Here is a 24,838-nt window from a genome sequence, read left to right as displayed (position 1 = left end):
TTCCTCCTCAAGGATTTCTTCTGACTTTAATGAATATTCTAAAGGTTTTCAATCGTTAAATAAACTATTACGACTTCCTTATAGAATAAAATGTGACAAATCTTTGTTTTTTACAATTCCATCCAGCTTTTCATCTACGTATGCTGGTGTAATCTTGATAGATGCAGGCCCGATTTCTGCTGCTTCGAATGATAAATCCTCTAACAACTTCTCCAAAATCGTATGCAATCTTCTTGCACCAATATTTTCTGTTTCATTATTTACTTCAAATGCAATTTCAGCCAACTTACTGATCGCTTCATCCGTAAATTCAATTTCAACTTCTTCTGTCGCAAGAAGGCGTTCATATTGCTTTAATAAAGAAAAATCCGGTTCTCGCAGTATGCGCTCAAAATCATTTTTTGTCAATTTGTCTAATTCTACACGAATTGGAAATCTACCTTGTAACTCGGGAATAATATCAGACGGCTTCGACATATGGAATGCTCCAGCAGCAATGAACAATATATAATCTGTCTTAACAGCGCCATACTTCGTTGTGACTGTAGAACCTTCCACAATCGGCAAAATATCACGTTGTACACCTTCACGAGACACTTCTCCAGAAGACTTTTGGTTGCTACTCGCTATTTTGTCCATTTCGTCAAGGAAAATAATTCCCGCCTGTTCCGTTAATTCAATTCCTTTACGTGACACTTCATCTTGATCAATCAACTTATCCGCTTCTTCCGCTTCCAGTACAATTCTTGCATCCTTTACTTTCATGCGACGCTGAACTTTCTTCTTCGGCATAAGTGATGATAAAGCGTCTTGCATACCTGACATTTGATCCATACCAGACCCTTGCAACGCATCGAATAAAGAGGGTTGTTGCGCTTGTACTTCTACCGTCACCATTTTTTCTTCAATTTGACCCTTCGCAAGTTGCTCAGCGATGTCTGAACGCTTTCGTCTAATCTCGGATTGATCTTCTGTTTTTTCGGGTTCTGGCTGTGTTTTTTGACCGAAAAACATTTCGAAAGGATTTTGACCTTCAGTATTCTTTTTCGCCTCAGGTACTAGTAGCTTGACTAAACGTTCTTCCGCTAACTTTTGGGACTGCTCTTTTACGGCTTCGCGCATATCTTCTTTTACCATTCTTACTCCGACTTCAGTTAAATCGCGAATCATTGACTCCACATCTCGTCCTACATATCCCACTTCCGTAAACTTTGTTGCTTCGACCTTTACGAAAGGCGCGTGAATTAACTTTGCAATTCTTCTTGCAATTTCTGTTTTCCCGACACCGGTAGGTCCAATCATCAAAATGTTTTTCGGAATGACCTCTTCTTGTTCTTCAGCAGTCAATTGCATACGACGATAACGATTTCTCATAGCAACCGCAACAGCTTTTTTTGCTTTTTCCTGTCCTATAATATAACGATTTAAATACGCTGTTAGCGCTTTAGGAGTCATTTCTTGCTTCATCACTTAAAGCACCTCCACGATAATATTATGATTGGTGAACACACAAATATCAGCAGCTGTTTCAAGTGAAATTTCAGCGATTTTTTCTGCTGTTAATTCACTGCTATACTTCTTCAGTGCACGTCCGGCCGCTAGTGCATAATTACCTCCGGAACCGATTGCCAATACCCCATCATCCGGCTCGATCACTTCACCAGTACCTGAAACAAGTAATAGCGTATTTTCATCCATAACAAGTAACAACGCTTCTAACTTACGTAAGATTCGATCTCCACGCCATTCTTTAGCCAGTTCAACTGACGCGCGTTGAAGATTTCCATCGTATTCATTAAGTTTAGCTTCAAATAAGTCAAATAGCGTAAAAGCATCCGCTACGGAACCAGCAAAACCAGCTAAGACTTTGCCGTTGAATAATCTACGAACTTTCTTCGCTGTATGTTTCATGACGACCGACTCGCCCATCGTCACTTGCCCATCACCTGACATGGCACATTGCCCATCATGATGAATAGCAAATATCGTTGTTGCATGAAATTTCATTATAGTTCCTCCTAAGCACGAGGGTGCGTTTGTAAATAAGTCTGGCGTAAGTGTTCATTTGTGATATGGGTATAGACCTGAGTTGACGATAAATGGCTATGTCCTAGTAGCTCTTGTACTGACCGAAGATCTGCTCCAGCGCCAAGCAAATGTGTCGCAAACGTATGGCGAATCATATGCGGCGTAATATTGGTATGCAACGATGCTCTCTTCATTAAGTCATCTAATACATAGCGCACGCCACGAGCCGTCAAAGGATCTCCACGCAAATTAACAAACAATTTTGTATGTTTCTTTTGCTTTATCAATCGTGGTCGACTACTGTCTATGTAGTTTCGCAATGCTTCCTCTGCAAAACTCCCGAATGGCACAAAACGTTCTTTTCGTCCTTTACCCATTACTTTTACAATTCCTAAATAATGATCCACATCTTGCACTTCGATTTCTACTAGTTCCCCGACACGGATCCCCGTCGCATAAAGCAACTCGAGTAAAGCACGATCTCGTAAAGAGCGAAAATCCTCACCCATCGTAACTTCAAAAAGCTTTTCTAACTCTTGCTGATAGAAAAAAGCAGGAAGGTGTTCTTCTTGCTTCGGATGATACAATAATCGAAATGCTTGATCTTCTATTCCGTAACGGGCATTAATGAATTTAAAAAATGATCGGATGGCTGATATTTTCCTAGAAATGCTTGTTCTTGCATAAGATTGATCATATAGACGAGTAACATATAATCTAGCTACGGGATAGTCGACATCCTCCAACTTCCCGATTCCCTCTTCTTGCAGGAACAATAAAAAATCCCGAAGATCTTTTTCATACTCCGCGACCGTATAGGATGAGTAGTTTTTCTCTAGTCGAATATAAGATACATATTCTTCTGCCAATTGATTTATTTCAGGAATCATTTTATCACCTCGATACGAATTTATCATCGTACAATGTGCACCTGAAGACTTGAAAGATTGTTGATTATATATAGTACGAAATAAACTATCAAAGCCGAATGTAGTCCATTAAACACTATACATTAGCAAGGAATTTTGGGCAACTTTGAAAAACTGCTTCTTTAGCATTTTTAGATTAAAGAACTATTTCCGTCACATAACAGTCAAATTACTTTACTAGCTAAGTAATCATATATCTTATTGTTCATCATTTCCCTAAATGTAAGACGTTATACCATCTAGGAAGTTGCACAATGTCACTACAACTAAAAAAACTGAAGATAGAACTCCTATTAGATGGAGTTCTATCTTCAGTCCGACCTTAAGTCGTTAAAGTAAAGATGTTAGTTATATGTTCGTCGTTGATTTAAATTCTTGTAATGCATCTAATGCGCGTGTCGCATGTTTGTTTGCTCGTTCGGCTTTCGTTCTATATCGCCTATTCAGCTCAGGGAATAATCCGAAATTGATGTTGATCGGCTGGAAGTTATGTGGATCAGCTTCCGTGATATAACGCGCCATACTCCCGAGTGCCGTCTCTCTCGGAAACCGAACCGGCTTTTCACCTTTTGCTAATTGTGCCGCATTAATACCTGCAATCAATCCTGATCCTGCTGATTCAACATAGCCTTCTACACCTGTTACCTGACCTGCAAACAGGATGGTTGGTTGTGATTTCAGCTGATACGTGCAGTTTAATACTCTAGGAGAGTTGATGAATGTATTACGATGCATCACACCGTAGCGTACGATATCGACATTTTCTAATCCAGGTATCAGTTTCAATACTTCTTTCTGAGCGCCCCATTTGAGATGCGTCTGAAATCCTACCAGGTTATATAGTGTTCCCGCCGCGTTATCCTGTCGTAACTGAATAACAGCTTTTGGTTCTTTCCCTGTTTTAGGATCTTCAAGTCCAACCGGTTTTAAAGGACCAAATAACATAGTTTTCACACCGCGCTTTGCCATCTCTTCAATCGGCATACATCCTTCAAAGTAAAGTTCTTTCTCAAACTCCTTTAAAGGAGCCACTTCAGCTGAGATTAAAGCTTCATAGAAACGCTCAAATTCCTCCGCATTCATAGGGCAGTTTAAATAAGCTGCTTCCCCTTTATCATAGCGTGATTTCAAATAAACTTTATCCATATTGATGGAATCAGCTTCTACGATGGGAGCCGCAGCATCATAGAAATATAAATAATCCTCACCAGTTAGCTGTCTAATTTCTTCAGCTAAAGTCGGAGACGTCAGTGGACCGGATGCGATGACCGTAATTCCTTCCGGTACTTTTATCACTTCCTCATTGATCACTTCTATGTTCGGATGATTCCGGACCTTTTCAGTGACGTTGCCAGCAAATTCATGGCGATCTACTGCAAGCGCACCGCCAGCAGGTACCGCACAATCATCCGCAGCTTGGATAATCAATGAATTCAATTGACGCATTTCTTCTTTGATGACACCTACCGCATTCGTCAGGTTATTGGCACGTAACGAGTTACTACACACTAACTCCGCAAATTTATCTGTATGATGGGCAGGGGTTTGCTTTACAGGGCGCATTTCGAATAGTTTCACTTGGACTCCCCTATTAGCTAATTGCCAAGCAGCCTCACTTCCAGCTAATCCTGCACCAATCACATTTACAATTTGCGTCATTACAACTACCTCTTTCTCATTATGTTGAATTATTTCTATCTTATTAGCTTTGTGGTTCTTCTTTATAATCACATTCAATACATTGGATTTGAACGCCTTTTTTCAGACGTTTTTCAACCATTGTATGCTGACATTTTGGACACGGCCTCGAAATCGGTTTATCCCATGAAACATAGTCGCATTCAGGATATTGATCACAACCAAAGAATATCCTTTTCGTCTTACTTTTACGCTCGACAACTTCGCCTTCCTTACACTTTGGACATTTTACACCAATTGGTTTGATGATAGCTTTCGTATTACGACAATCCGGGAAATTAGAGCATGCCATGAATTTTCCGTAACGGCCCATCTTATAGACCATCGGAGATTCACATTTTTCACAATCTTCACCTGCCGGCTCATCTTTAATTTCAATCTTTTCCATTTCGGCATCGGCTACTTCTACGTGTTTTTCAAAATCACGATAGAAATCATCAATCACTGTTCGCCATTCGATTGTGCCTTCTTCTACATGGTCAAGACGTTGTTCCATCTGTCTCGTAAATTCGATGTCGATGATATCAGGGAAGTATTGATTTACTGCCTGATGGACGATTCCTCCAAGTTCTGTCGGAATAAACCTCTTGGCATCTAGTGTGACATAGCCACGCTTTTGAATGGTGTCGAGTGTGGGTGCATACGTAGAAGGTCTACCTATACCTAGCTCTTCAAGCGTCTTCACTAAACGTGCTTCCGAATATCTAGGTGGCGGCTGTGTGAAATGCTGTTTCGGATCCACATCTGCATATTTAATACGCTCACCTTCTTCAAGCGGTGGTAATATATTTTCTTTTTCTTCTTGTTGGTCATCATTGCCTTCGATATAAACTTTCATGAAGCCTGGGAATTTCACTTGAGATCCCGACGCTCTAAAACGAATATCTCCATTTAAGAAATCTGCAGTCACTGTATCCAAAACAGCCGGTGCCATTTGACTTGCGATGAGACGTTCCCAAATTAGTTTATAAAGACGATGTTGGTCTCTTGTTAAAAACGCTTTCATGGCATCTGGTGGCCGCATAGCTGAAGTAGGTCTTACGGCTTCGTGCGCATCCTGCGTCTTCGCTTTAGCTTTCGTTTTTTTCGTACTAGTTGAAATAAACTCTTCACCGTACATCGTATGGATGAAGGATTTCACTTCTTCTTTTGCGGTATCAGAGATTCTTGTCGAGTCAGTCCGCATATAAGTAATCAAACCAACTGTGCCTTCTTTTCCAATTGCAATTCCTTCATATAATTGTTGCGCTAGCATCATCGTCTTCCTCGCGCGGAAGTTCAGCTTACGTGCTGCCTCTTGCTGAAGAGATGAGGTAGTGAACGGCAACGCTGGATTACGTTTACGTTCTTTCTTCACTACTTTGGATACATCGAATTCGTCCGGCTTTATTGAACTGACGATATTTTCTACTTGTTCTTGATTCGTCAGTTTCACTTTCTCTACTGTATCGCCGTAAAATTGCGCTTCAAAAGTTTTATCACCTTTAGCGAATTGTGAAGTGATGGACCAATACTCTTCCGGTTCGAATGCATTGATTTCATTTTCCCGGTCGATGATCAAACGCAAAGCAACTGATTGCACACGCCCCGCGGATAACCCTTTCTTCACTTTCTTCCAAAGGATTGGACTGATGTTATAGCCTACTAACCTATCCAAAATCCTTCTTGCTTGCTGCGCATCCACTAAATCCATGTTAATAGGACGAGGGTGTTTAAAAGATTCTTTGATTGCTTCTTTTGTAATTTCATTGAAGACTACGCGGCAATCTGACTCGATATCTACACCTAACTGATGTGATAAATGCCAAGCTATCGCTTCCCCTTCACGATCCGGGTCAGCTGCGAGGAAAATTTTCTTCGCTTTTTTTGCTTCTTTTTTTAAATCTTGAAGTATCGGTCCTTTTCCTCGGATGGTAATATACTTCGGTTCATAATTATTTTCGGTATCTACACCCATTTGACTGCGGGGTAAATCACGTAAATGACCAAGTGATGCACTAACTTTATACTTCTTTCCTAAGTAACGTTCAATCGTTTTCGCTTTAGCAGGCGATTCCACTATTACTAAGTAATCTGCCATATCGTTCCCTCCTCAGAGAGATTTCTTTATATTTATTCAGCAAAAGAATATCTGTTGCAAAATGTATAACAGTTTCTCAAATAAAGCAACCTTTTAAACATTTTACAAAAAGAGGATATGCCGATTTATAGTAAAGAATCTACAATTTGATAACCACTCCACAACGGCTTGGCTCCTTCATCCAACAGCTTATTGGGGCCCGCTGAAAGAGGGGAATCTATAGCACCAGGAACTGCAAATATTTCTTTTCCATGATCAAGAGCATGCTCGACTGTACTCATCGTTCCGCTTCTTTCGACAGATTCTGTAATGACTAGTGCGCTAGACAAACCACTGATAATCCGATTTCTCATCGGAAATGTCCATTTTGCTGGCGGAAAGTACGGTGGATACTCTGTCACAAGTAAATGATTTTCGGCCATTTCTTCAGCTATTTTTTGATTCCTTTTCGGATACATGTGAGAAAACCCATGACCCAATACACCAATTGTTTCCCCGCCAAAGTCGATAGCAGCTTGATGAGCCATCGTGTCAGCTCCAGCGGCTAAGCCTGAAACAATTGGGATCTGACGATCAACAAGCGGTGGCACAATAAATTCCAGCGCCTTTTGAGAATAACCCGTAGCTGTACGGGAGCCGATTATGCCAACACGAGGATGTTTTTTCAATAAAAGCTTATTCCCTTTAGTATAAAGAACCGATGGCGGATCGCATAATTGCTTTAATTCTTCGGGATAATCCGAATGAAAATATGTGATCGGGATCACATTGTTTTTCTTCAGTATTTCTACTATAGGAAGACGGGAAATTTCTTCATATCTCTCTGGGAATTGCTTCACTTTTTCTACAGGCAAATTAAAAATATGCGACCATTGAAGAGCCGAGTATGAATGTAAATTTTCTAGTAAAGGGTTCTCGTGCAAAATCTTCGAAAAACGATTAAAGGGTACCGGATGGATATAATGGACATACAGTAAATGTAGGTGCTGATTGGTATAGAGCATCGAATTCTCCTCTGTTCGACACTACAAGCATGAGCACGAAAAAAGGAGTAGCAATTAAGCTACTCCTTTCAGTTTACTTCGTTTTACATTTCTCGTATAGTCCTTTTTCTTTCAAGACTTTAATTAACGTTTCACCTATGACTGAAGGTGTATCTGCGACTTGAACGTCAGCTTCTTCTAGAGCTTTGATTTTATCAGCAGCTGTACCTTTACCCCCGGAAATTATAGCACCTGCGTGTCCCATACGCTTACCTTCAGGTGCAGTTTGACCGCCGATAAAGCCTACTACAGGCTTCGTCATATTTTCTTTAATCCAAGCAGCCGCTTCTTCTTCCGCAGTACCACCAATTTCACCGATCATGACCACTGCATATGTTTCTGGATCTTCATTGAATGCTTTCAAGACATCGATAAAGTTCGTACCATTTACCGGGTCTCCACCAATTCCGACAGCTGTAGTTTGACCAATGCCTTCTTGTGTTAACTGGTGAACCGCTTCATAAGTTAGTGTACCTGAACGGGAAACTACGCCTACATGCCCTTTAGTATGAATATAGCCTGGCATAATACCGATTTTCGTCTCGTCTGCCGTAATAACACCTGGACAGTTCGGGCCAATCAATCGTGTCTTTTTGCCTTCCATATAACGTTTCACTTTGATCATATCTAAGACCGGAATATGCTCTGTAATACAGATAGTCATTTCTAGTCCCGCATCAACGCCTTCCATAATTGCGTCCGCCGCATATGGTGCAGGTACGTAAATAATGGAAACTGTTGCACCTGTTTCTTTTACTGCTTCATCCACAGTGTCAAATACTGGAACTCCTTCCACCGTCTGACCGCCTTTGCCAGGCGTTACGCCAGCGACAATTTTCGTACCATATTCCAACATTTGCTGTGTGTGGAACAGGGCAGTGGAACCTGTTATTCCTTGTACAATTACTTTTGTATCTTTATTTACATAAATACTCATGATTTGTACCTGCCTTTCTTATCCTATCAACTCAACGATTTTTTTCGCGCCTTCTGCCATGGAATCCGCTGCAACGATATTGATGCCGGATTCTTGCAACAAGGCTTTCCCGCGTTCTACATTCGTTCCTTCAAGACGTACGACAAGAGGTACTTGAAGACCAACTTCTTTAGCTGCTTCAATAACACCTTCAGCAATTACGTCACATTTCATGATTCCACCAAAGATATTAACAAAAATACCTTTAACTTTTGGATCGGATAAGATGATTTTGAAAGCGGCTGCTACTTTTTCTTTCTTTGCACCGCCCCCAACATCCAAGAAGTTAGCGGGTTCTCCGCCATAGAAATGGATCGTATCCATTGTAGCCATCGCTAAACCGGCTCCATTTACCATGCAGCCGATATTGCCGTCAAGAGAAATATAGCTCAAGTCATACTTGGATGCTTCGATTTCTTTAGGATCTTCTTCATCAAAATCGCGTAATTCCATAATATCTTTATGACGGAATGTAGCATTGTCATCAAAGTTGAATTTCGCATCCAAAGCAAGTACACGCTGGTCTTTTGTAACAACAAGTGGATTAATTTCAACGATAGATGCATCTTTTTCGCTGAACACTTTATATAAACCTAAGAAAAAGCTGACTGCTTTATTGATTAGGTTGCTAGGAATTTCCATATTGAACGCCATACGACGCGCTTGGAAAGGAACCAATCCAACTACTGGGTCGATTACCTCATAGAAAATCTTTTCAGGGCTATGTTCTGCCACTTCTTCGATTTCTACGCCGCCTTCTGCAGATCCCATCAATGTTACACGATCTGTTGCTCGGTCAACGACAAGACCAATATAAAATTCTTTTTCGATATCAATTCCTTCTTCAACGAGAAGACGCTTTATTTCTTGTCCTTTAGGACCTGTTTGGTGTGTTACGAGTTGCTTACCAATTAAATCGGCTGCTACTGAACGCACTTCGTCAAGAGTTTTTACAATTTTGACTCCGCCTGCTTTACCTCGTCCACCTGCATGGATTTGGGCTTTTACCACAATAGGTACTGTACCAATCTCTTTTGCCACTGCCATTGCTTCTTTTGGAGAAAACGCGACACGGCCTTTTGAAACAGCTACTCCGTAATCTCTCAATAACTGCTTCCCTTGATATTCATGGATGTTCATACGTACTGCCTCCATTCATTTTACAATTGCTTGAAGTTCAACTACTGTTTTATTGTAATCAAACTGTCACACGTTGTCCAAGAATCGCTATTGCAAATCAAAATTCTTTAATTTCCAACAACTTAGCCTACTTTTAATTCATACCACCTTTCTCACGATCTAAACGATAGACATAAGCAAATACCTCCGATACGGCTAAATATAGTTCTTCAGGTATCATTTCGTTGACATTTAATTGTCCAAGTAATTCCAGCAGACTCGGATCTTGTTGTATGGGAATTGAATGTTCTTGCGCACGTTGAAGAATATTCTCGGCAATTTTTCCTTTTCCTTTGGCTATTACTTTTGGAGCATCTGAAACTTCAGGGTCATAGGACAGCGCAACAGCTTCTTTTCTAGTAAAACGTTGTTCTTCTCTCATATCCTAAAATCTACTCCTCCCTCATCCAACGGGAATGCGCCAGCTGTTATTTTGACATCTAGCTGTTTTTCCATGAACGGCTTGAAAGTAATGCCCGACAGTTTATAGCCAACTCCTTCAAGGCCGTCTTTTAATTGATCTTGAAAAGCGGGTCCCACCGTTTTTAAAGAAGGCAAATCATTAAAAATCGTCAAGTTTACAACTTTGTCTTGCACATGCATATCAACCAAGGTTGTCGACAGTGATTCCAATTCCAAATAAAATAATATCCTCGCAAAAGCTGGGTCAATTTTCCCATTTTCTTTCATTCGGCTATTCCACTGCAACGTAGCATCGATCTTTTTGCCAAACATTTCTAGTGGTAGTTGCATGATCAGCTGTTGTTGCGCGCCTGTATCCCCTGATTGTAGTAATGTTCCATTCAGGCGAAGTACCATTGTTTCCGCTGCATCACGCAGTGGCGGTGAAAGCGACGGATCCTGTAGCATAGCCAGTAATTGTGGTTTTAATGCGCTTGCCAAATTCGCTATATCAGGTTCTTTCCCTCCGAGCATCGCCTCGTAATTCACACCTAATGTACTGAATACGTTTTGTATAGCCTCTTTCATGACAACTCCATTCATCGTCTGTGATACTTGAGCTTCGGCTGTCTGAAGCAATCGTTTCACTTGACTATTCTCCGACTTTTCAGCCATTTGCATTAATGCACGCATGGCTTCATCCACTTTATCAAGCGACACTATGAGCGATGGAACTGACTGTTGTACTTCTTTCATCACAGTTTGTTGCTGTAATGGCACATCTTGTCTACTCGCTTGTTGGACCAATGTCTGACTGAGTTGTTCGACTAGTGCTGTTTTTGCCCCCTCTGTCATTGGTTGCTGCACAAATTGACTCAATACATTTTGTAATGCTTTTTTCATCGAGTCGGGTAAAGCTGAAGTACTACTTAGCTGTTGTGTCAGGTTTTGCACGTTCCTTTTAATTGACTCTTGGTCAGTTACCGCTGATTGGCTAATTTGACTAATTGTACTTTGAACTGTTTGCACCGTAGCCGGAGTAATTGCAGCTTGAGCTTGGGTAAATAATTTACTGAATTGCTCAACGACTGCAACTTTAGAGCTATCTGTCATCGGTTGTTGAGTTAACTGATTAATCACAGTCTGCAACGCGTTTTTTACAGATCCCGGTAGTACTTGGTTGGGTAATTGCTGCGTGACATTTTGTACGAGCGCTTTTATTGTTTGTTGATTTGTAACAGGCGTTTGACCCAGTTGACTGATTATAGACTGTATCGCTTTACCCTGGTCTGCTTGATTCATCATGTTGCTAGTAGCATTGGTAGGTCCCGTACTCACTTTCGTGACCAAATCAGCTAACACTTGAGGCAAGTTGGCCAATGATGTTTGTGCGGGTAGTATAGCAGAACTTTTCAATAACTGCAGAGCTACAAATCGATCTGCTTGAGTAGCTTGTGGATTTAGCAATTGAGATAAACTTTGATTAAGCAGTTCTTTCCCTATCACTTGACTTAAAGGAGAAGAAAGAGATTGAATGGTCGATAGGAGTTGCTCACGCATCGCTGAAGGAAGATTAGCGTCGCTTTGTATAGAAGCTAGCAATGTTGTCAGTTGCTGCGTAATCGTGCTCATCTGCGCTTGTAGGAGCGACTGAAATACAGCTGGTGTAAATGGTAGTTTTGCTTCAGCAATTTTACCGAGTGTCGCTAGTGCCTCTGCTTTCATTCCATCCGGTAATAATTTCAGAAGATTGACAGCTTCTAGTATATTTTCTTTTGTCATAGGAATTTTTTGCTTAATAATCGTCGCGAGAATATCTTTCATTTCCTGTGTTTTGGGTACATTTAACGACTCCATTAACTGGTTCAGTTGTGCCGACTGGCCTTCACCGCGCATCGGACCAGAAATGATCTGCAGCTGTAACTCAGGTTCAGTGCCGTTGACCTTGAAGTAATAATTATCTCCTGCTTGCATGGACACTTCCAATTTAGCATATAACTGCTGATTTCCAACTTGTACTTGCGCCATTTGACCAGGAAATAATTGTGTAATCTTTCCGTGAATCATTTGTCCTTCTTTAAGGGATAGCGGTTGAGTTTCCATGGTAGTCCTTGTAGATGAAGCAGCTAATGAATGTAAATTCATTGTCGATCCCTCCACATCGTTTTAATCGGTTCGAACGATTTGCGATGATGTTCACAAAGTCCATGCGTTTCAAGTCCTTGTAGATGTTTCGCAGTTCCATATCCCGCATTTTCATTAAATGCATACCAAGGAAACTCGTCATGTAATTCATTCATCAGTGCGTCACGAGTTGTTTTAGCTAATATAGAAGCAGCCGCGATAGTTAAGCTTTTTTCATCTCCTTTTATGACGGAGTAGCATAGGCACGATGTATGTAGATTCATAGCGTCTGCTATAACTACATGTGGCGCTATTTCAAGTTCACTTATAGCTATCTCCATCGATTGCTTTGTTGCTTGATATATATTCAATTCATCAATTACTTGAACAGGCTGCACGTGTATAGCGTACGCCACAGCTTGTTCTTTAATCAGTCGGGCAAATTCCTGCCTTTTCTCCTTAGAAACTTTTTTCGAGTCGTCCAATCCAATAAGGGCGGAACAATCCTCAGGTAGTATAACCGCAGCTGTAACTACTGGCCCCGCTAAAGGTCCTCTTCCCGCTTCGTCAATTCCCGCAACAAATAAAACGCGTGAGGATCTATATGAGTCATCAAATGCGATTTTCTTTTGAAATTCTTGAATAAGCGCTTGTTTTTTTTCGTAGCGGGCGCGCCATTGAATAATCGCTTGCTGGACGCCTTTTCTCGTGTCGGCTTCAAGTTCTATAAGCCAATCATTCGGTTCTTGTAACTCCATTAATTGATGCTTTATTTGCTGTATCGTTGTCAATTTCTTCACCTGTCCATCTGAATTATGATTATCTAAGTATTATATCGGTTTCTAAATGATTTTTTCGACAAAAAAGCAACGTTTTGGAAACAGAGTTCCAAATCGTTGCTTCTGGTTTATTCGAATTCTTCAGGGAAATCGAATGTTAACTTACCTACTTGCTGGTCACGGATGTCTTGTACGATCATTTCTGCTACTTTGTCATAATCAATTTCTCCACCAACAGTATATACTTTTCGACGTTCACCGATTTTATCGAACAATGATTGAACATTATCCCCCACTGTTATCATTTCATAGCGCTGTGCCAGTCTTTCAGGATAATGGGACTCCAAAAATCGTAATCCATATACTGCTAATTCCTCCATATTCAATACAGAGTCTTTAATTGCACCTGTTAACGCCAACTTATAACCTACTTGCTGGTCTTCAAACTTCGGCCACAGCACTCCTGGTGTATCAAGAAGCTCTAATTCTTTCTCAAATTTAATCCATTGTTGCGCTTTAGTTACACCTGGTTTGTTTCCTGTTTTAGCGATGTTCTTCTTCGCTAATCGGTTAATCAAAGTAGATTTTCCGACATTGGGAATGCCGACAATCATTGCGCGGATTGCTCCAGGACGTATACCTCGCTGCTTCATGCGGTCAAATTTCGGTTGCAAAATCTCTTTGGCAGCTTTGGTGACTGTTTGGAGGCCTTTACCTTCGAATGAATTGATCGCAACTGTTCGTAAGCCTTGCTTTTCAAAATAGGCAATCCATCGTTTAGTTTGTACTTCATCCGCCAAGTCCATTTTATTCAAAATAAGCAATCTTGGTTTCTGATGCGTTACTTCATCTATCATGGGATTACGTGATGAAAGTGGCAGTCTAGCATCAATTAATTCAAATACTATATCTACTAACTTGAGTTTTTCTGAGACTTCTCGTCTCGCTTTCGCCATATGGCCCGGAAACCATTGAATAGTCATTCGAATCGTCTCCTTTCATTATTTCACAAGACCAATATCTTTAATCGGCCAGAATACCACACTGGTACTGCCGATGACTTCATCGATTGATACAACACCTATGTGTCTAGAATCTTTACTTTTCCGACGGTTATCACCCATTACAAATATGTGATCTTCAGGCACTGTTTTTGCATCGATTTGCGGTACATCCTGCAGTGTAAAATCTTCCGTCAACGTACCATCTTGTACTTCCGACTTATATTGATCAAGGTACGGCTCTTCATACGGCTCATCATTTATATATAGTACATCGTCTTTATACTCCACTGTATCCCCTGGCAGTCCAATTACACGTTTAATATAATCTTTCTGTTCAGGTGCATGGAATACTACTATATCGAAACGATGCGGTTCACCAATTGTATAGCCGATTTTATTAACGATCATGCGGTCACCATGTTCCAATGTTGGCATCATAGAAATACCGTCAACGACGATTGGTGTGAATAAAAAGATACGAATAATGGCGGCCAATCCAAACGCGATTAACAATGCTTTGATCCATTCCAGTCCTTCACTTCTCGTTTTTTTCTCTTCCATCAATCCAGCCTCCTGCCCTGTCTGTTATTATTGTACAGCCAATTGTCTTTCTGAGCAAAAAGAAAGGAGGCCAAGTGCAAGGCCCCCTTCGTTTCTGTTTATCTTATTAACGGAGTTCTTTAATACGTGCTGCTTTACCACGTAGTTTACGTAGGTAGTACAACTTCGCACGACGAACTTTACCGCGACGAGTTACTTCAATTTGAGCTAGCTTAGGCGTGTGTAATGGGAATGTACGTTCCACTCCAACACCATTTGAAATTTTACGTACAGTGAAAGTTTCGCTGATTCCGCCACCGCGACGTTTGATAACAATACCTTCGAATAACTGGATACGCTCACGAGTTCCCTCGATGATCTTCACGTGCAAGCGAAGTGTATCGCCAGGACGGAATGAAGGGTGTTCAGTGCGTAACTGATCTTTTGTAATATCTGCAATTAGTTTTTGCATGTTTTTTCTCTCCTTCTTTTCTGATGCTCTTGCACGTTTTGCTTTGCAGCGGAACAACAGTAAAATAGGCGCTCTTAAAAAGCGCTTAATAAATCATAGCACACGCCTGTTAACGAATCAAGCAAATTTAGTCTCTTTTTTGTAACCATTGCTCGTAAAGTTTTTTTTGATATTCAGTTAACGGTGCTTCTCGCAATAGTTCAGGACGGCGTTGTGCCGTGCGAAGAAATGCCTGCTCTTCTCTCCACTTATCAATCTCTGCATGATTGCCCGACAACAGCACAGGAGGCACTTCAAGACCGTTGAATGTAGCGGGTCGAGTGTATTGTGGATGTTCCAGCATACCCGTTGAAAATGAATCGTGGACAGCTGACTGATTATTACCTAGAACGTCAGGGAGTAACCGTACTACACTATCAATGATGGCCATAGAAGCCACTTCTCCGCCCGTTAATACAAAGTCGCCAAGTGAGATTTCATCCGTAACCAAATGTTCACGAATTCTCTCATCGTATCCTTCATAGTGACCACAAATGAAAACAAGATGTTGCTCTTTCGCAAGTTCTTCCGCTTTCTTCTGCGTGAACCGTTCGCCTTGCGGACACATTAAGATAACACGTGGCTTGCTAGTGCTTTGTTTAGTGACAGCATCTACAGCCGCAAAGAGAGGCTCGGGTTTTAGTACCATTCCCGCACCACCACCGTACGGATAATCATCGACTTTTCTATGTTTGTTTGTTGCATAATCACGAAAATCTGTAACCTTAAACGATGCGGCTTGTTGTTCTTGCGCTTTTTTCATGATTGAAGAATGGAGTACACCCTCAAACATCTCTGGGAACAGAGAGAGCACATCGATTTTCATCATGAAAGCAAACCATCCATCAATTCAATTGTGATAATCTGCTTATCTATATCGATATCTTTTACAACATCTTCGATATACGGGATATAATGTGGTTTGCCTTCAGCAGGCGTTACTTCCCATACGTCATTAGCACCTGTTTCGATAATTTCTGAAACCGTACCGATCTCGTCTCCAGTTTCTGTAATCACACGGCAGCCAATAATTTCATGATAATAAAATTCATTTTCTTCTAGTTCCGTCAATTCTTTCTCCGAGACCTTGATCACGCCATTTCGGAACTTCTCGACGTCATTAATATTCGGATAGCCTTCAAACATCAGTAAATCAAAGTTTTTATGTTTACGATGACTGATCACTTTCACAAACGTAGGTGCTTTGCTTTTCGGCATGAAGATCGCGAGCTCACTTCCCACTTCATATCGCTCATCCGGGAAATCTGTTTTGGACATCACACGAACCTCACCTTTAATACCATGCGTATTAACAATCGTGCCTACATTAAACCATTCCATTATTTCGCCTCCATTATATGAATAAAAGTATTTATACGTGCAAAAAAGGAAGGAACCGGGGCTCCTTCCTTTTGGATCAATCCAAGATATCCAAATACACTTTTTTGCCGTGGTGGCTGCCTGCTGCTGAGTAAACAATCGTACGGATCGCTTTTGCCACACGACCTTGCTTCCCGATCACTTTACCCATATCCTCCGCATTCACTGATAACCGATAAACGACTCGTTGAGACTGTTCTTCAGATACCACTTTCACGTCGTCCGGGTAATCGACTAACGGTTTTACAATTGTTTCAATCAGCTGCTTCATGTCCACCCCTCCAAATTACTTGCTGTATTTAGCGTTATGGAATTTTTCCATGATACCTTGTTCTGAGAACAAGTTACGAACTGTATCAGATGGTTTTGCTCCATCTTGAAGCCATTTCAAAGCCAATTCTTCGTTGATTTCAACTGTTGCTGGCTTTGTAAGCGGGTTGTATGTACCAACCTGATCGATTTGACGGCCGTCACGTGGTGCACGTGCATCAGCTACTACAATACGATAAAAAGGAGATCTCTTAGCTCCCATACGTTTTAGACGAATTTTAACTGCCATTATTATCTACACCTCCGAATAGTTTCACACAAGATAGTATATTACCAAGGTTTTATTTGTTTGTAAAGGTTTTTTTCTTAACACCCTCTATTTTATTTAAAAAACGCATCAAAACCAGGCATTTTACCTTTCTTCTTACCTTTTTGTTGCATATTGGTCATTTGCTTAACCATTTTCTTCATTTCCTCAAACTGCTTTAGCAAACGGTTGACTTCCTGTGTAGAAGTTCCAGATCCTGCAGCAATTCTTTTTTTGCGGCTCGCATTAATAATTTCTGGGTTCTCGCGTTCAGCAAGCGTCATGGAATAAATAACTGCTTCTACACGACCCATTTGACTCTCATCCACTTTGGCATTGTCGAGTCCTTTGATCTTATTCGCGCCCGGCATCATTTTTAAGATTTCGTCGAGTGGTCCCATCTTCTTTACCTGTTGCATTTGATCAAGAAAGTCGTCAAGTGTAAAGCTTTGAGTGCGCAATTTCTGCTCTAACTCTTTCGCTTTATCCTCGTCCACGTTTTCTTGTGCTTTTTCAATCAAAGACATGACATCGCCCATACCAAGTATCCGTGACGCCATACGCTCTGGATGGAATGGTTCAAGTGCATCCATTTTCTCGCCCATACCGACAAATTTGATAGGTTTTTCTGTAACGGTACGAATCGATAACGCCGCACCACCACGTGTGTCCCCATCAAGTTTTGTCAAAATGACGCCAGTGATTCCGATTGTATCATCGAAACTTTTTGCCACGTTGACTGCATCTTGACCTGTCATGGCATCTACTACGAGAAATACTTCATCGGGATTAGTTAACTCACGAATATCTTTCAATTCTTGCATGAGCGCTTCATCCACATGGAGTCTACCTGCAGTATCAATGATTACCACGTCATTATGCTCACGTTCCGCCTCTTCCATTGCTTTGCGGGCAATTTCAACAGGTGACTGATCGGTGCCCATAGAAAATACAGGTACGGTAATCTGTTTTCCCAAAGTTTCGAGTTGCTGGATCGCTGCTGGGCGATAAATATCTGCTGCCACAAGCAAAGGTTTCTTATTATGTTTTTTACGTAAAACTGTGGCCAATTTACCGGTAGTTGTTGTTTTACCAGCACCTTGCAAACCTACCATCATGATGACTGTAGGTGATTTACGTGCGAATTGAATGGGGTTTTGTTCTCCACCCATTAGATTCGTTAATTCGTCTTTTACGATTTTCACTACTTGCTGACCAGGTGTCAAACTTTTCATTACGTCCTGACCTACTGAGCGCTCGCTGACCGTCTTGACGAATTGTTTAACGACTTTCAAGTTAACGTCTGCTTCAATTAGCGCAAAACGCACTTCACGCATCATTTCTTTTACGTCAGCTTCGTTAATTTTACCTTTGCCTGTAATTTTATTCATTGTTCCTTGCAGGCGTTCGGCTAAACCTTCAAATGCCATAGACAATCCCCCCTATTCAAAGTCTTTTAAGGTATGTAGCAATTTCATGAAGCGATTTGAATTTTCAGTAGGTACCATTTCTTCTAGCAACTCTACAATTTCAAGTCGACCTTCATGCTTTTCAAACAAATTGAGTTTCTTCTCGTAATCTTCGAGCATAGCCTCAGTCCGTTTCACATTGTCATACACAGCCTGTCTCGATACGCCATATTGCTCAGCGATTTCACCGAGAGAAAGATCATCTAAATAATATAATTGCATATATAAACGTTGTTTGTCAGTTAATAATGATTGATAAAAATCAAAGAGGAAGTTCACTCTTGTCGTTTTTTCAAGCAAGATCACGACCTCCTTCAGTCACTATTATATAGTATCGCGCACACGTATTGCTGTCAAGTGATTTTACTTGTCTTCTTCAATTTCGTTTCCATGTTCTTCAGTTTCTTCCATTTCTAATCCGTTCGCAAATAATCCATAGACATATTTCTCCGGATCGAACGGTTGTAAATCATCGATACCTTCACCAAGACCGACAAACTTCACCGGAATATCGAGCTTATTGCGAATTGCGAGCACGATACCGCCTTTTGCTGTACCGTCTAGTTTCGTCAATACAATACCCGTAACATTTGTTACTTCGTTAAATGTCTGCGCTTGGATTAATGCGTTCTGTCCAGTCGTCGCATCCAACGCTAACAATACTTCATGTGGCGCGCCTTCAATTTCGCGGCCAATAATGCGGTGTACTTTTTCCAGCTCATTCATCAAGTTCACTTTATTTTGTAAGCGACCAGCTGTATCACAGATTAAAACATCAACGTTACGCTTCTTAGCTGCTTTCACCGCATCAAAAATAACGGCAGCTGGATCTGAACCTTCCGCCTGACGAACGACTTCTACACCCGTGCGCTCTCCCCAGACAACAAGCTGTTCAATCGCACCTGCGCGGAATGTATCTCCAGCAGCCAACATAACGGTTTTGCCTTCTTTTTTGAGGCGGGCAGCCATTTTACCGATCGTTGTCGTTTTACCTACGCCGTTTACGCCAACCATCAAAATTACGTTCAATCTACCTTCTTCGATATTCAATTCGCTGGAAACTGTTTCACCTGAATTATAAATTTCTACAAGCTTCTCAGAAATCAATGACTGCATACCTGTCGTGTTTTTAATATTTTTACGTTGCACTTCTTCTTTTAGCAAATCAATCAATTCCATAACTGTTTCAAAACCAACATCCGCTTGAAGTAACACTTCTTCCAGTTCTTCAAAAAATTCTTCATCGACGACACGGAATCTAAACACTAAATCGTTAACTTTCGATGTAAATGAATCGCGCGTCTTCGTCAATCCATCTTTAAACTTCTCTGCTACCACTTCGTTCGTTCCTGATATTTTATCTTTTATCTTCTTAAAGAAAGACATTCATTTCACTCCTTAGCTACTGATTTCTTCTGCCATTTCAGATAGTTTAACAGAAAGCAATTTCGAAACACCCGATTCTTGCATCGTAATGCCGTACAGGACGTCTGCACCTTCCATCGTACCTTTTCGATGCGTGATCACGATGAATTGCGTCTGGTCCGAAACTTTCTTTAAATAATTACTATATCGTACCACGTTCGCTTCATCCAGTGCCGCTTCCACTTCATCTAAAATGCAAAAAGGCACGGGGCGAACTTCTAGAATAGAGAACAGCAAGGAAATAACAGTTAATGCACGTTCTCCCCCAGATAACAAACGTAAATTCTGCAACTTTTTTCCTGGAGGTCGTGCCATGATATCAATTCCCGTAGTCAGTAAGTTGGTTGGATCCGTTAATACAAGATCTGCTTCTCCTCCACCGAACATGTCCTTAAACACGCGACGAAAATGACTGCGGATTGCTTCAAACGTTGTCTCGAAGCGACTCTTCATTTCCTGATCCATTTCTGCCATTGCTTCTTGCAACGTGTTTTTAGCTTCAACCAAGTCATTACGTTGTGATTGTAAAAACTCATGACGTTCTGAAACTTCTTCAAATTCCTGAATTGCATTCGGGTTGATAGGTCCTATCCTAGCTAGTTGTTGCTTACAATTCTCTACCGTTTTGCGAAGTAGCGGAATATCCAATGCTTCAAGATGCAATTCATTCGGCCGTAAGCCATACTCTTCATCCAATCGATCTCTGACCGTTTCATATTGTGTTTCGAGTCTGGATAACTGGATCCTCAGTGTATTCAAACGCTCAGAAATAGTACCTACTTGTTGTCTGATCGTTTTAATACGCTGTTCATGATCACGAACACGTTTAGCTTGCTTAACACGCTCAGCTTTTTCCATCTCGATCGTTTGTTGTAAGTATTTTTTTGTGTCATTCGCTTGCTGACTTTGCTTCTCTATTTCTTCAGGTGTTAATTCCTTGCCAATGACAAACTCCTGCACATAATGCTGTTCTTCTTGCAAGCGATTAATTATCAAGTCTAATTCATCTATTTGAGTGATTGTTTCTAATATACTGCTTGAATGATAGGCGTTCTGCTCTTTCAATACTGCACTTTTTTGCTGTAAGTCATGTAATCTCTTCTGCAAGGACTGCTGTTCTTCGCGTCTATTCTCTACTAGTCTCTCTAAACCTTCTAACTTTTCCAACGTCTCTTGAAGTTCACTTTTCAATGCTTCATGTCGGATTTGTAAATCTTGTTTTTTAGTCGACAACTGCTTTTCTGCAGAGACAGTATCTGTACGTCCGATTTCAATTGTGGATATTTCCATTTCGACGGAACGCAATTCCATTTCAGTTTCTTGTAATGACGCATGGATTAGGGACTTTTTCTGTTGGGTTTCTTCTAACTTTACGCGCAATTGATCACGAAGATGTAAACTCGCACCAACTAAATTGCGAGTTTCAGAAGTTAGTGCGGTAGCCTGTTGAATAGATTGATCCATTTTTTGCAGTTGATTGGAAAGAGTCTCCAGTTCAGCCTTGCGGGAAAACAGCGTGGACTGACCTTTCGCACCGCCACCCGTCAATGAACCGCCAGCGTTTATAATATCCCCATCAAGTGTCACTATACGATAGCGGTGTCCTATTGTTTTAGCTAAACCTGATGCAGTTTCTAAATCATTAGCAATAATCGTCTGACCCAATAAGTTTTTGGCAACTGACTCATATGCTGCGGACGTTTGAATGAGTTCAAATGCTGTACCGATGAAGCCGTGCTGTTGAGAAAGTACTTGCCGGCTATTCATAGGAAGTTCACGCGGCTTTAAGATATCCATAGGAAGAAACGTAGCGCGACCGAAATTTTTCGTTTTTAAATAACCGATGGCCCGTCTTGCATCATGCTCAGTCGTGGTAATGATATGTTGCATAGCACCACCAAGAGCTGTTTCGATTGCCTTTGTATAAGCCGGTTCCGTCGTAATGAGTTCCACTACAGCTCCTTCGATCCCTTGTATACGTTGCTGTTTCTTCGCATGAAGTACTTCTTTGACACCTGAATAGAACCCTGAAAAATCCTTTTCAAGACTTTCCAGGGCACGAAGTCTTCCTTGCATTTCGGATTGTTTACGCAATGCTTTCTGCAGAACTTGCTGTTGCGTAGATAAACGTTGTTCTTCTGCTGTTAATTGTTGTTGACAAGCTTTAGCGGAATTTTCTAGCTCATCTAGCTGTTTTTGAACAGTCAATTTTTGCTGGATTTTCTCCTGCTGTCCTTTAGCTAGTTGTTGTTTTCGTTCGGAAAGTAAAGTAGTCTGAACGGTAATCTTTTCTGTAGAAGACTTTTCTCCCTGAAGCCGCTCTTCTACATGCTTGATTTCACTGCGCACAGTAGCCTCTTCATTGAGCCGCTCAATATAAACAGATTTCAACTGTTCAATTTGCTGTTCCGTTTCTTTTAATGAACTATTCAACATAGCCGTGACTTGCTTACTTTCTTTCGTAACTTCTTCAAGCTCACGCTGAGCAATTTTCTGCTTCATCTGCATAGCACGATGTTTGTCTTTAGCCATTCGTTGAGTTTCTTCTGCTGTTTGCAACTCTTGTCTAATACGCTCCACTTGTTGCTTCGTATTACGAGTCTTTTCAACGGACAGCAATCTTCTACCTTCCCACTTTTCAACTTCTGCAGTCTGTTTGATCAATTCGTTTTGGTACTCATCCAGTTGAAGCTCTACTTTCACAAGGCCTTTCTTATCAATATCCAGATCTTTTTCATATTGTGTAAGAGTATCCGAAATCTTTCGCTGTTCGGCTTCATCATTTTTCACAACTGCTGCTATTTCAGAAATCTGCTGTTGCAAAGAAGAAGCGTCGTGATGGAGTAAACGAACATCCGCTTCGCGAAGTTCAGAACGCAATGTAGACGCTTTACGAGCCAGACCTGCTTCTTTTTCTAGGGGAACAAGTCGATCATCGATTTCTTTTAGTATATCCAGTACGCGATCTAAATTATCCGTCGTCTCAAATAATTTATGTTCCGCTTGTAGTTTATGTGTTTTATACTTTAATACACCCGCCGCCTCGTCAAAGACATTGCGTCTTTCATCAGCACGGCTATTTAAAATCTCATCTACACGACCTTGCGAAATAATAGAAAATGCTTCTTTACCCAATCCCGAATCCATAAATAGCGTGGTGATGTCTTTTAACCTGCAAGTCTGACCGTTCAGTAGATACGCACTGTCTCCAGATCGAAAAACCCTTCTAGTTACACTGATTTCAGTGTAATCAAGCGGAAATAAATTTTGTGTATTATCCAAAATGAGTGTGACTTCTGCAAAATTAACTGCTTTCCGAGAATCACTGCCTGCGAAAATGACGTCTTCCATTTTACTACCACGCAATGATTTTGCAGATTGTTCACCGAGCACCCAACGAATCGCATCGATAATATTACTTTTTCCACTTCCGTTAGGTCCTACGATCGCCGTGACTCCCGGTACGAAATCTATATGGATTTTTTCCGCGAAAGATTTAAAGCCTGCGATTTCCAGCCTCTTCAAAAACACGATTAGTTCTCCCCTTCGGTTGTCTGCATCAATAAATGTTCTATCGCACGACGGGCAGCTTCCTGTTCGGCTTCTTTCTTGGATTTGCCGATTCCTTTTCCAAGTCGTTGTTCATTAAGATTAACGACTGTAACAAACTTTTTCGCATGTGCAGGACCTTTTTCTTCAATGACTTCATATTGAAGGGGTCCGTTATTTTTTTGCTGCACCAATTCTTGCAGGCGACTCTTATAATCTGTCACATGCGAAAAAGCTCCGATACTAATTTTCGGAAAAACGATTCGCTTTAGGAACTCTTCAACGACTTCCATGCCTTGATCCAAGTAAAGCGCACCAATATACGCTTCAAATACATCCGCTAATAATGCAGGACGCATTCTTCCACCAGTTAGTTCTTCACCCTTGCCAAGAAGAATATAGTCTCCAAAGTTCAATTCATTTGAAAACTTAACAAGTGATGGCTCACAAACAATCGCTGCACGAAGTTTCGTCAGTTCTCCTTCGCTTTTTGCCGGTTCTGTACGGAATAGAAATTTAGATACCCCAAGTTCTAATACAGCATCTCCAAGGAATTCTAATCGTTCATTATCAGAAAACTTCTTGCGGCGATGTTCATTGACATAGGATGAATGGGTAAATGCATTATACAATAGATTCTCATCCCGAAATTGAACGCCTAGTTTCTGCTGGAGTGTGCTGAATTTCTCGCGTACAGCTTGTGGCAATGTAGGGTGTGATACCGTTTCTTTCGAAGTTCTTTTATTTTTCATAAACTACTCTGCCTCTCATCTATTAATAGTCTGTACACACTTGTAAAGCGAAAAGAGACGCTTTCTCCTTTTCAGATGAAAGGAAGAAAGTGTCTCACCAAAAAGGTCATTCGCCTACTTTTGCTGTAATGTACGTTACTGCATCTCCGACAGTTGCAATTTTCTCTGCATCATCGTCAGAAATTTCCGTTTCAAACTCATCTTCAAATTCCATAACAAGTTCTACTACATCTAGTGAATCAGCTCCAAGATCCTCACGGAAAGAAGCCTCAGGTTTTACTTCGCTTTCATCGACGCCTAGACGGTCGACAACTACTTTTGTTACGCGCTCAAGTACTGTTGACAACATAGTCACCTCCTCTCAAGGCCAAAGTCAGCTCATTAGCTACTATT

At 41.0% G+C, this 24,838-nt stretch carries 24 protein-coding genes; all 24 read right to left on the bottom strand.

Going from position 1 to position 24,838, the window contains the following annotated elements; all coding sequences use genetic code 11:
• Nucleotides 1–78 precede the first annotated feature (78 nt).
• Entirely contained in the window at nucleotides 79–1,467 is a 1,389-nt protein-coding gene (gene hslU / locus SporoP8_RS14830) for an ATP-dependent protease ATPase subunit HslU (protein ID WP_085133678.1), read from the bottom strand.
• 3 nt (nucleotides 1,468–1,470) lie between these two features.
• Nucleotides 1,471–2,010 carry an ATP-dependent protease subunit HslV gene (hslV, locus tag SporoP8_RS14825; RefSeq protein WP_099626362.1) on the bottom strand — a complete coding sequence of 180 codons (540 nt, stop codon included), beginning with the start codon at nucleotides 2,008–2,010 and terminating at the stop codon, nucleotides 1,471–1,473.
• An 8-nt stretch (nucleotides 2,011–2,018) separates the two neighbouring features.
• A complete protein-coding gene (gene xerC, locus SporoP8_RS14820; RefSeq protein WP_085133676.1) occupies nucleotides 2,019–2,918 on the bottom strand; it encodes a tyrosine recombinase XerC in 900 nt (299 codons plus the stop codon).
• Nucleotides 2,919–3,305: 387 nt separating this feature from the next.
• Nucleotides 3,306–4,616 (bottom strand): FADH(2)-oxidizing methylenetetrahydrofolate--tRNA-(uracil(54)-C(5))-methyltransferase TrmFO, encoded by a 1,311-nt coding sequence (gene trmFO, locus SporoP8_RS14815; RefSeq protein ID WP_085133227.1) that lies wholly within the window; start codon nucleotides 4,614–4,616, stop codon nucleotides 3,306–3,308.
• Nucleotides 4,617–4,659: 43 nt separating this feature from the next.
• Nucleotides 4,660–6,735, bottom strand: coding sequence for a type I DNA topoisomerase (topA, locus tag SporoP8_RS14810; protein WP_085133226.1), 2,076 nt, complete (start codon nucleotides 6,733–6,735; stop codon nucleotides 4,660–4,662).
• Between the two features lie 125 nt (nucleotides 6,736–6,860).
• Nucleotides 6,861–7,739 (bottom strand): DNA-processing protein DprA, encoded by an 879-nt coding sequence (gene dprA, locus SporoP8_RS14805; protein WP_085133225.1) that lies wholly within the window; start codon nucleotides 7,737–7,739, stop codon nucleotides 6,861–6,863.
• Between the two features lie 73 nt (nucleotides 7,740–7,812).
• On the bottom strand, nucleotides 7,813–8,715 hold the full coding sequence (gene sucD, locus SporoP8_RS14800; protein WP_085133224.1) for a succinate--CoA ligase subunit alpha: 903 nt from the start codon (nucleotides 8,713–8,715) through the stop codon (nucleotides 7,813–7,815).
• 18 nt (nucleotides 8,716–8,733) lie between these two features.
• Nucleotides 8,734–9,894, bottom strand: coding sequence for an ADP-forming succinate--CoA ligase subunit beta (sucC, locus tag SporoP8_RS14795; RefSeq protein WP_085133223.1), 1,161 nt, complete (start codon nucleotides 9,892–9,894; stop codon nucleotides 8,734–8,736).
• A 133-nt stretch (nucleotides 9,895–10,027) separates the two neighbouring features.
• Complete coding sequence (locus SporoP8_RS14790; protein ID WP_085133222.1) at nucleotides 10,028–10,315, bottom strand: EscU/YscU/HrcU family type III secretion system export apparatus switch protein; 288 nt, start codon at nucleotides 10,313–10,315, stop codon at nucleotides 10,028–10,030.
• A complete protein-coding gene (locus SporoP8_RS14785; RefSeq protein WP_085133221.1) occupies nucleotides 10,312–12,480 on the bottom strand; it encodes a YhgE/Pip domain-containing protein in 2,169 nt (722 codons plus the stop codon). Before SporoP8_RS14785 ends, SporoP8_RS14790 begins: the two co-directional genes overlap by 4 nt.
• Nucleotides 12,477–13,250: a ribonuclease HII gene (locus tag SporoP8_RS14780; RefSeq protein WP_085133220.1), complete on the bottom strand. Its 774-nt coding sequence runs from the start codon at nucleotides 13,248–13,250 to the stop codon at nucleotides 12,477–12,479. Before SporoP8_RS14780 ends, SporoP8_RS14785 begins: the two co-directional genes overlap by 4 nt.
• A gap of 116 nt (nucleotides 13,251–13,366) precedes the next feature.
• Nucleotides 13,367–14,221 carry a ribosome biogenesis GTPase YlqF gene (gene ylqF, locus SporoP8_RS14775; RefSeq protein ID WP_085133219.1) on the bottom strand — a complete coding sequence of 285 codons (855 nt, stop codon included), beginning with the start codon at nucleotides 14,219–14,221 and terminating at the stop codon, nucleotides 13,367–13,369.
• A gap of 18 nt (nucleotides 14,222–14,239) precedes the next feature.
• Nucleotides 14,240–14,803 (bottom strand): signal peptidase I, encoded by a 564-nt coding sequence (gene lepB, locus SporoP8_RS14770; RefSeq protein WP_085133218.1) that lies wholly within the window; start codon nucleotides 14,801–14,803, stop codon nucleotides 14,240–14,242.
• 106 nt (nucleotides 14,804–14,909) lie between these two features.
• Nucleotides 14,910–15,254, bottom strand: coding sequence for a 50S ribosomal protein L19 (gene rplS, locus SporoP8_RS14765; RefSeq protein WP_085133217.1), 345 nt, complete (start codon nucleotides 15,252–15,254; stop codon nucleotides 14,910–14,912).
• 127 nt (nucleotides 15,255–15,381) lie between these two features.
• Complete coding sequence (gene trmD, locus SporoP8_RS14760; protein WP_085133674.1) at nucleotides 15,382–16,119, bottom strand: tRNA (guanosine(37)-N1)-methyltransferase TrmD; 738 nt, start codon at nucleotides 16,117–16,119, stop codon at nucleotides 15,382–15,384.
• Complete coding sequence (gene rimM, locus SporoP8_RS14755) at nucleotides 16,119–16,634, bottom strand: ribosome maturation factor RimM (RefSeq protein ID WP_085133216.1); 516 nt, start codon at nucleotides 16,632–16,634, stop codon at nucleotides 16,119–16,121. The genes trmD and rimM overlap by 1 nt, the downstream gene beginning before the upstream one ends.
• A 76-nt stretch (nucleotides 16,635–16,710) precedes the next feature.
• Nucleotides 16,711–16,944: a KH domain-containing protein gene (locus SporoP8_RS14750; protein WP_085133215.1), complete on the bottom strand. Its 234-nt coding sequence runs from the start codon at nucleotides 16,942–16,944 to the stop codon at nucleotides 16,711–16,713.
• 15 nt (nucleotides 16,945–16,959) lie between these two features.
• Nucleotides 16,960–17,232 carry a 30S ribosomal protein S16 gene (gene rpsP, locus SporoP8_RS14745; protein ID WP_029052320.1) on the bottom strand — a complete coding sequence of 91 codons (273 nt, stop codon included), beginning with the start codon at nucleotides 17,230–17,232 and terminating at the stop codon, nucleotides 16,960–16,962.
• A gap of 92 nt (nucleotides 17,233–17,324) precedes the next feature.
• Entirely contained in the window at nucleotides 17,325–18,680 is a 1,356-nt protein-coding gene (ffh, locus tag SporoP8_RS14740; RefSeq protein ID WP_085133214.1) for a signal recognition particle protein, read from the bottom strand.
• Between the two features lie 12 nt (nucleotides 18,681–18,692).
• The gene (locus SporoP8_RS14735; RefSeq protein WP_085133213.1) at nucleotides 18,693–19,019 is read right to left on the bottom strand and encodes a putative DNA-binding protein; all 327 of its coding nucleotides are present in this window, start codon (nucleotides 19,017–19,019) and stop codon (nucleotides 18,693–18,695) included.
• Nucleotides 19,020–19,082: 63 nt separating this feature from the next.
• Nucleotides 19,083–20,105: a signal recognition particle-docking protein FtsY gene (ftsY, locus tag SporoP8_RS14730; protein WP_085133212.1), complete on the bottom strand. Its 1,023-nt coding sequence runs from the start codon at nucleotides 20,103–20,105 to the stop codon at nucleotides 19,083–19,085.
• A gap of 12 nt (nucleotides 20,106–20,117) precedes the next feature.
• A complete protein-coding gene (smc, locus tag SporoP8_RS14725; protein WP_198166029.1) occupies nucleotides 20,118–23,675 on the bottom strand; it encodes a chromosome segregation protein SMC in 3,558 nt (1,185 codons plus the stop codon).
• 2 nt (nucleotides 23,676–23,677) lie between these two features.
• Complete coding sequence (gene rnc / locus SporoP8_RS14720) at nucleotides 23,678–24,445, bottom strand: ribonuclease III (protein ID WP_085133210.1); 768 nt, start codon at nucleotides 24,443–24,445, stop codon at nucleotides 23,678–23,680.
• A gap of 106 nt (nucleotides 24,446–24,551) precedes the next feature.
• Complete coding sequence (locus SporoP8_RS14715) at nucleotides 24,552–24,791, bottom strand: acyl carrier protein (protein WP_085133672.1); 240 nt, start codon at nucleotides 24,789–24,791, stop codon at nucleotides 24,552–24,554.
• Nucleotides 24,792–24,838: the final 47 nt, after the last annotated feature.

This window comes from Sporosarcina ureae, assembly GCF_002101375.1.
GTDB lineage: Bacteria > Bacillota > Bacilli > Bacillales_A > Planococcaceae > Sporosarcina > Sporosarcina ureae_B.
Note: the sequence above shows the minus strand (reverse complement) of the source record. Positions and strands in the feature narration are given on the sequence as shown.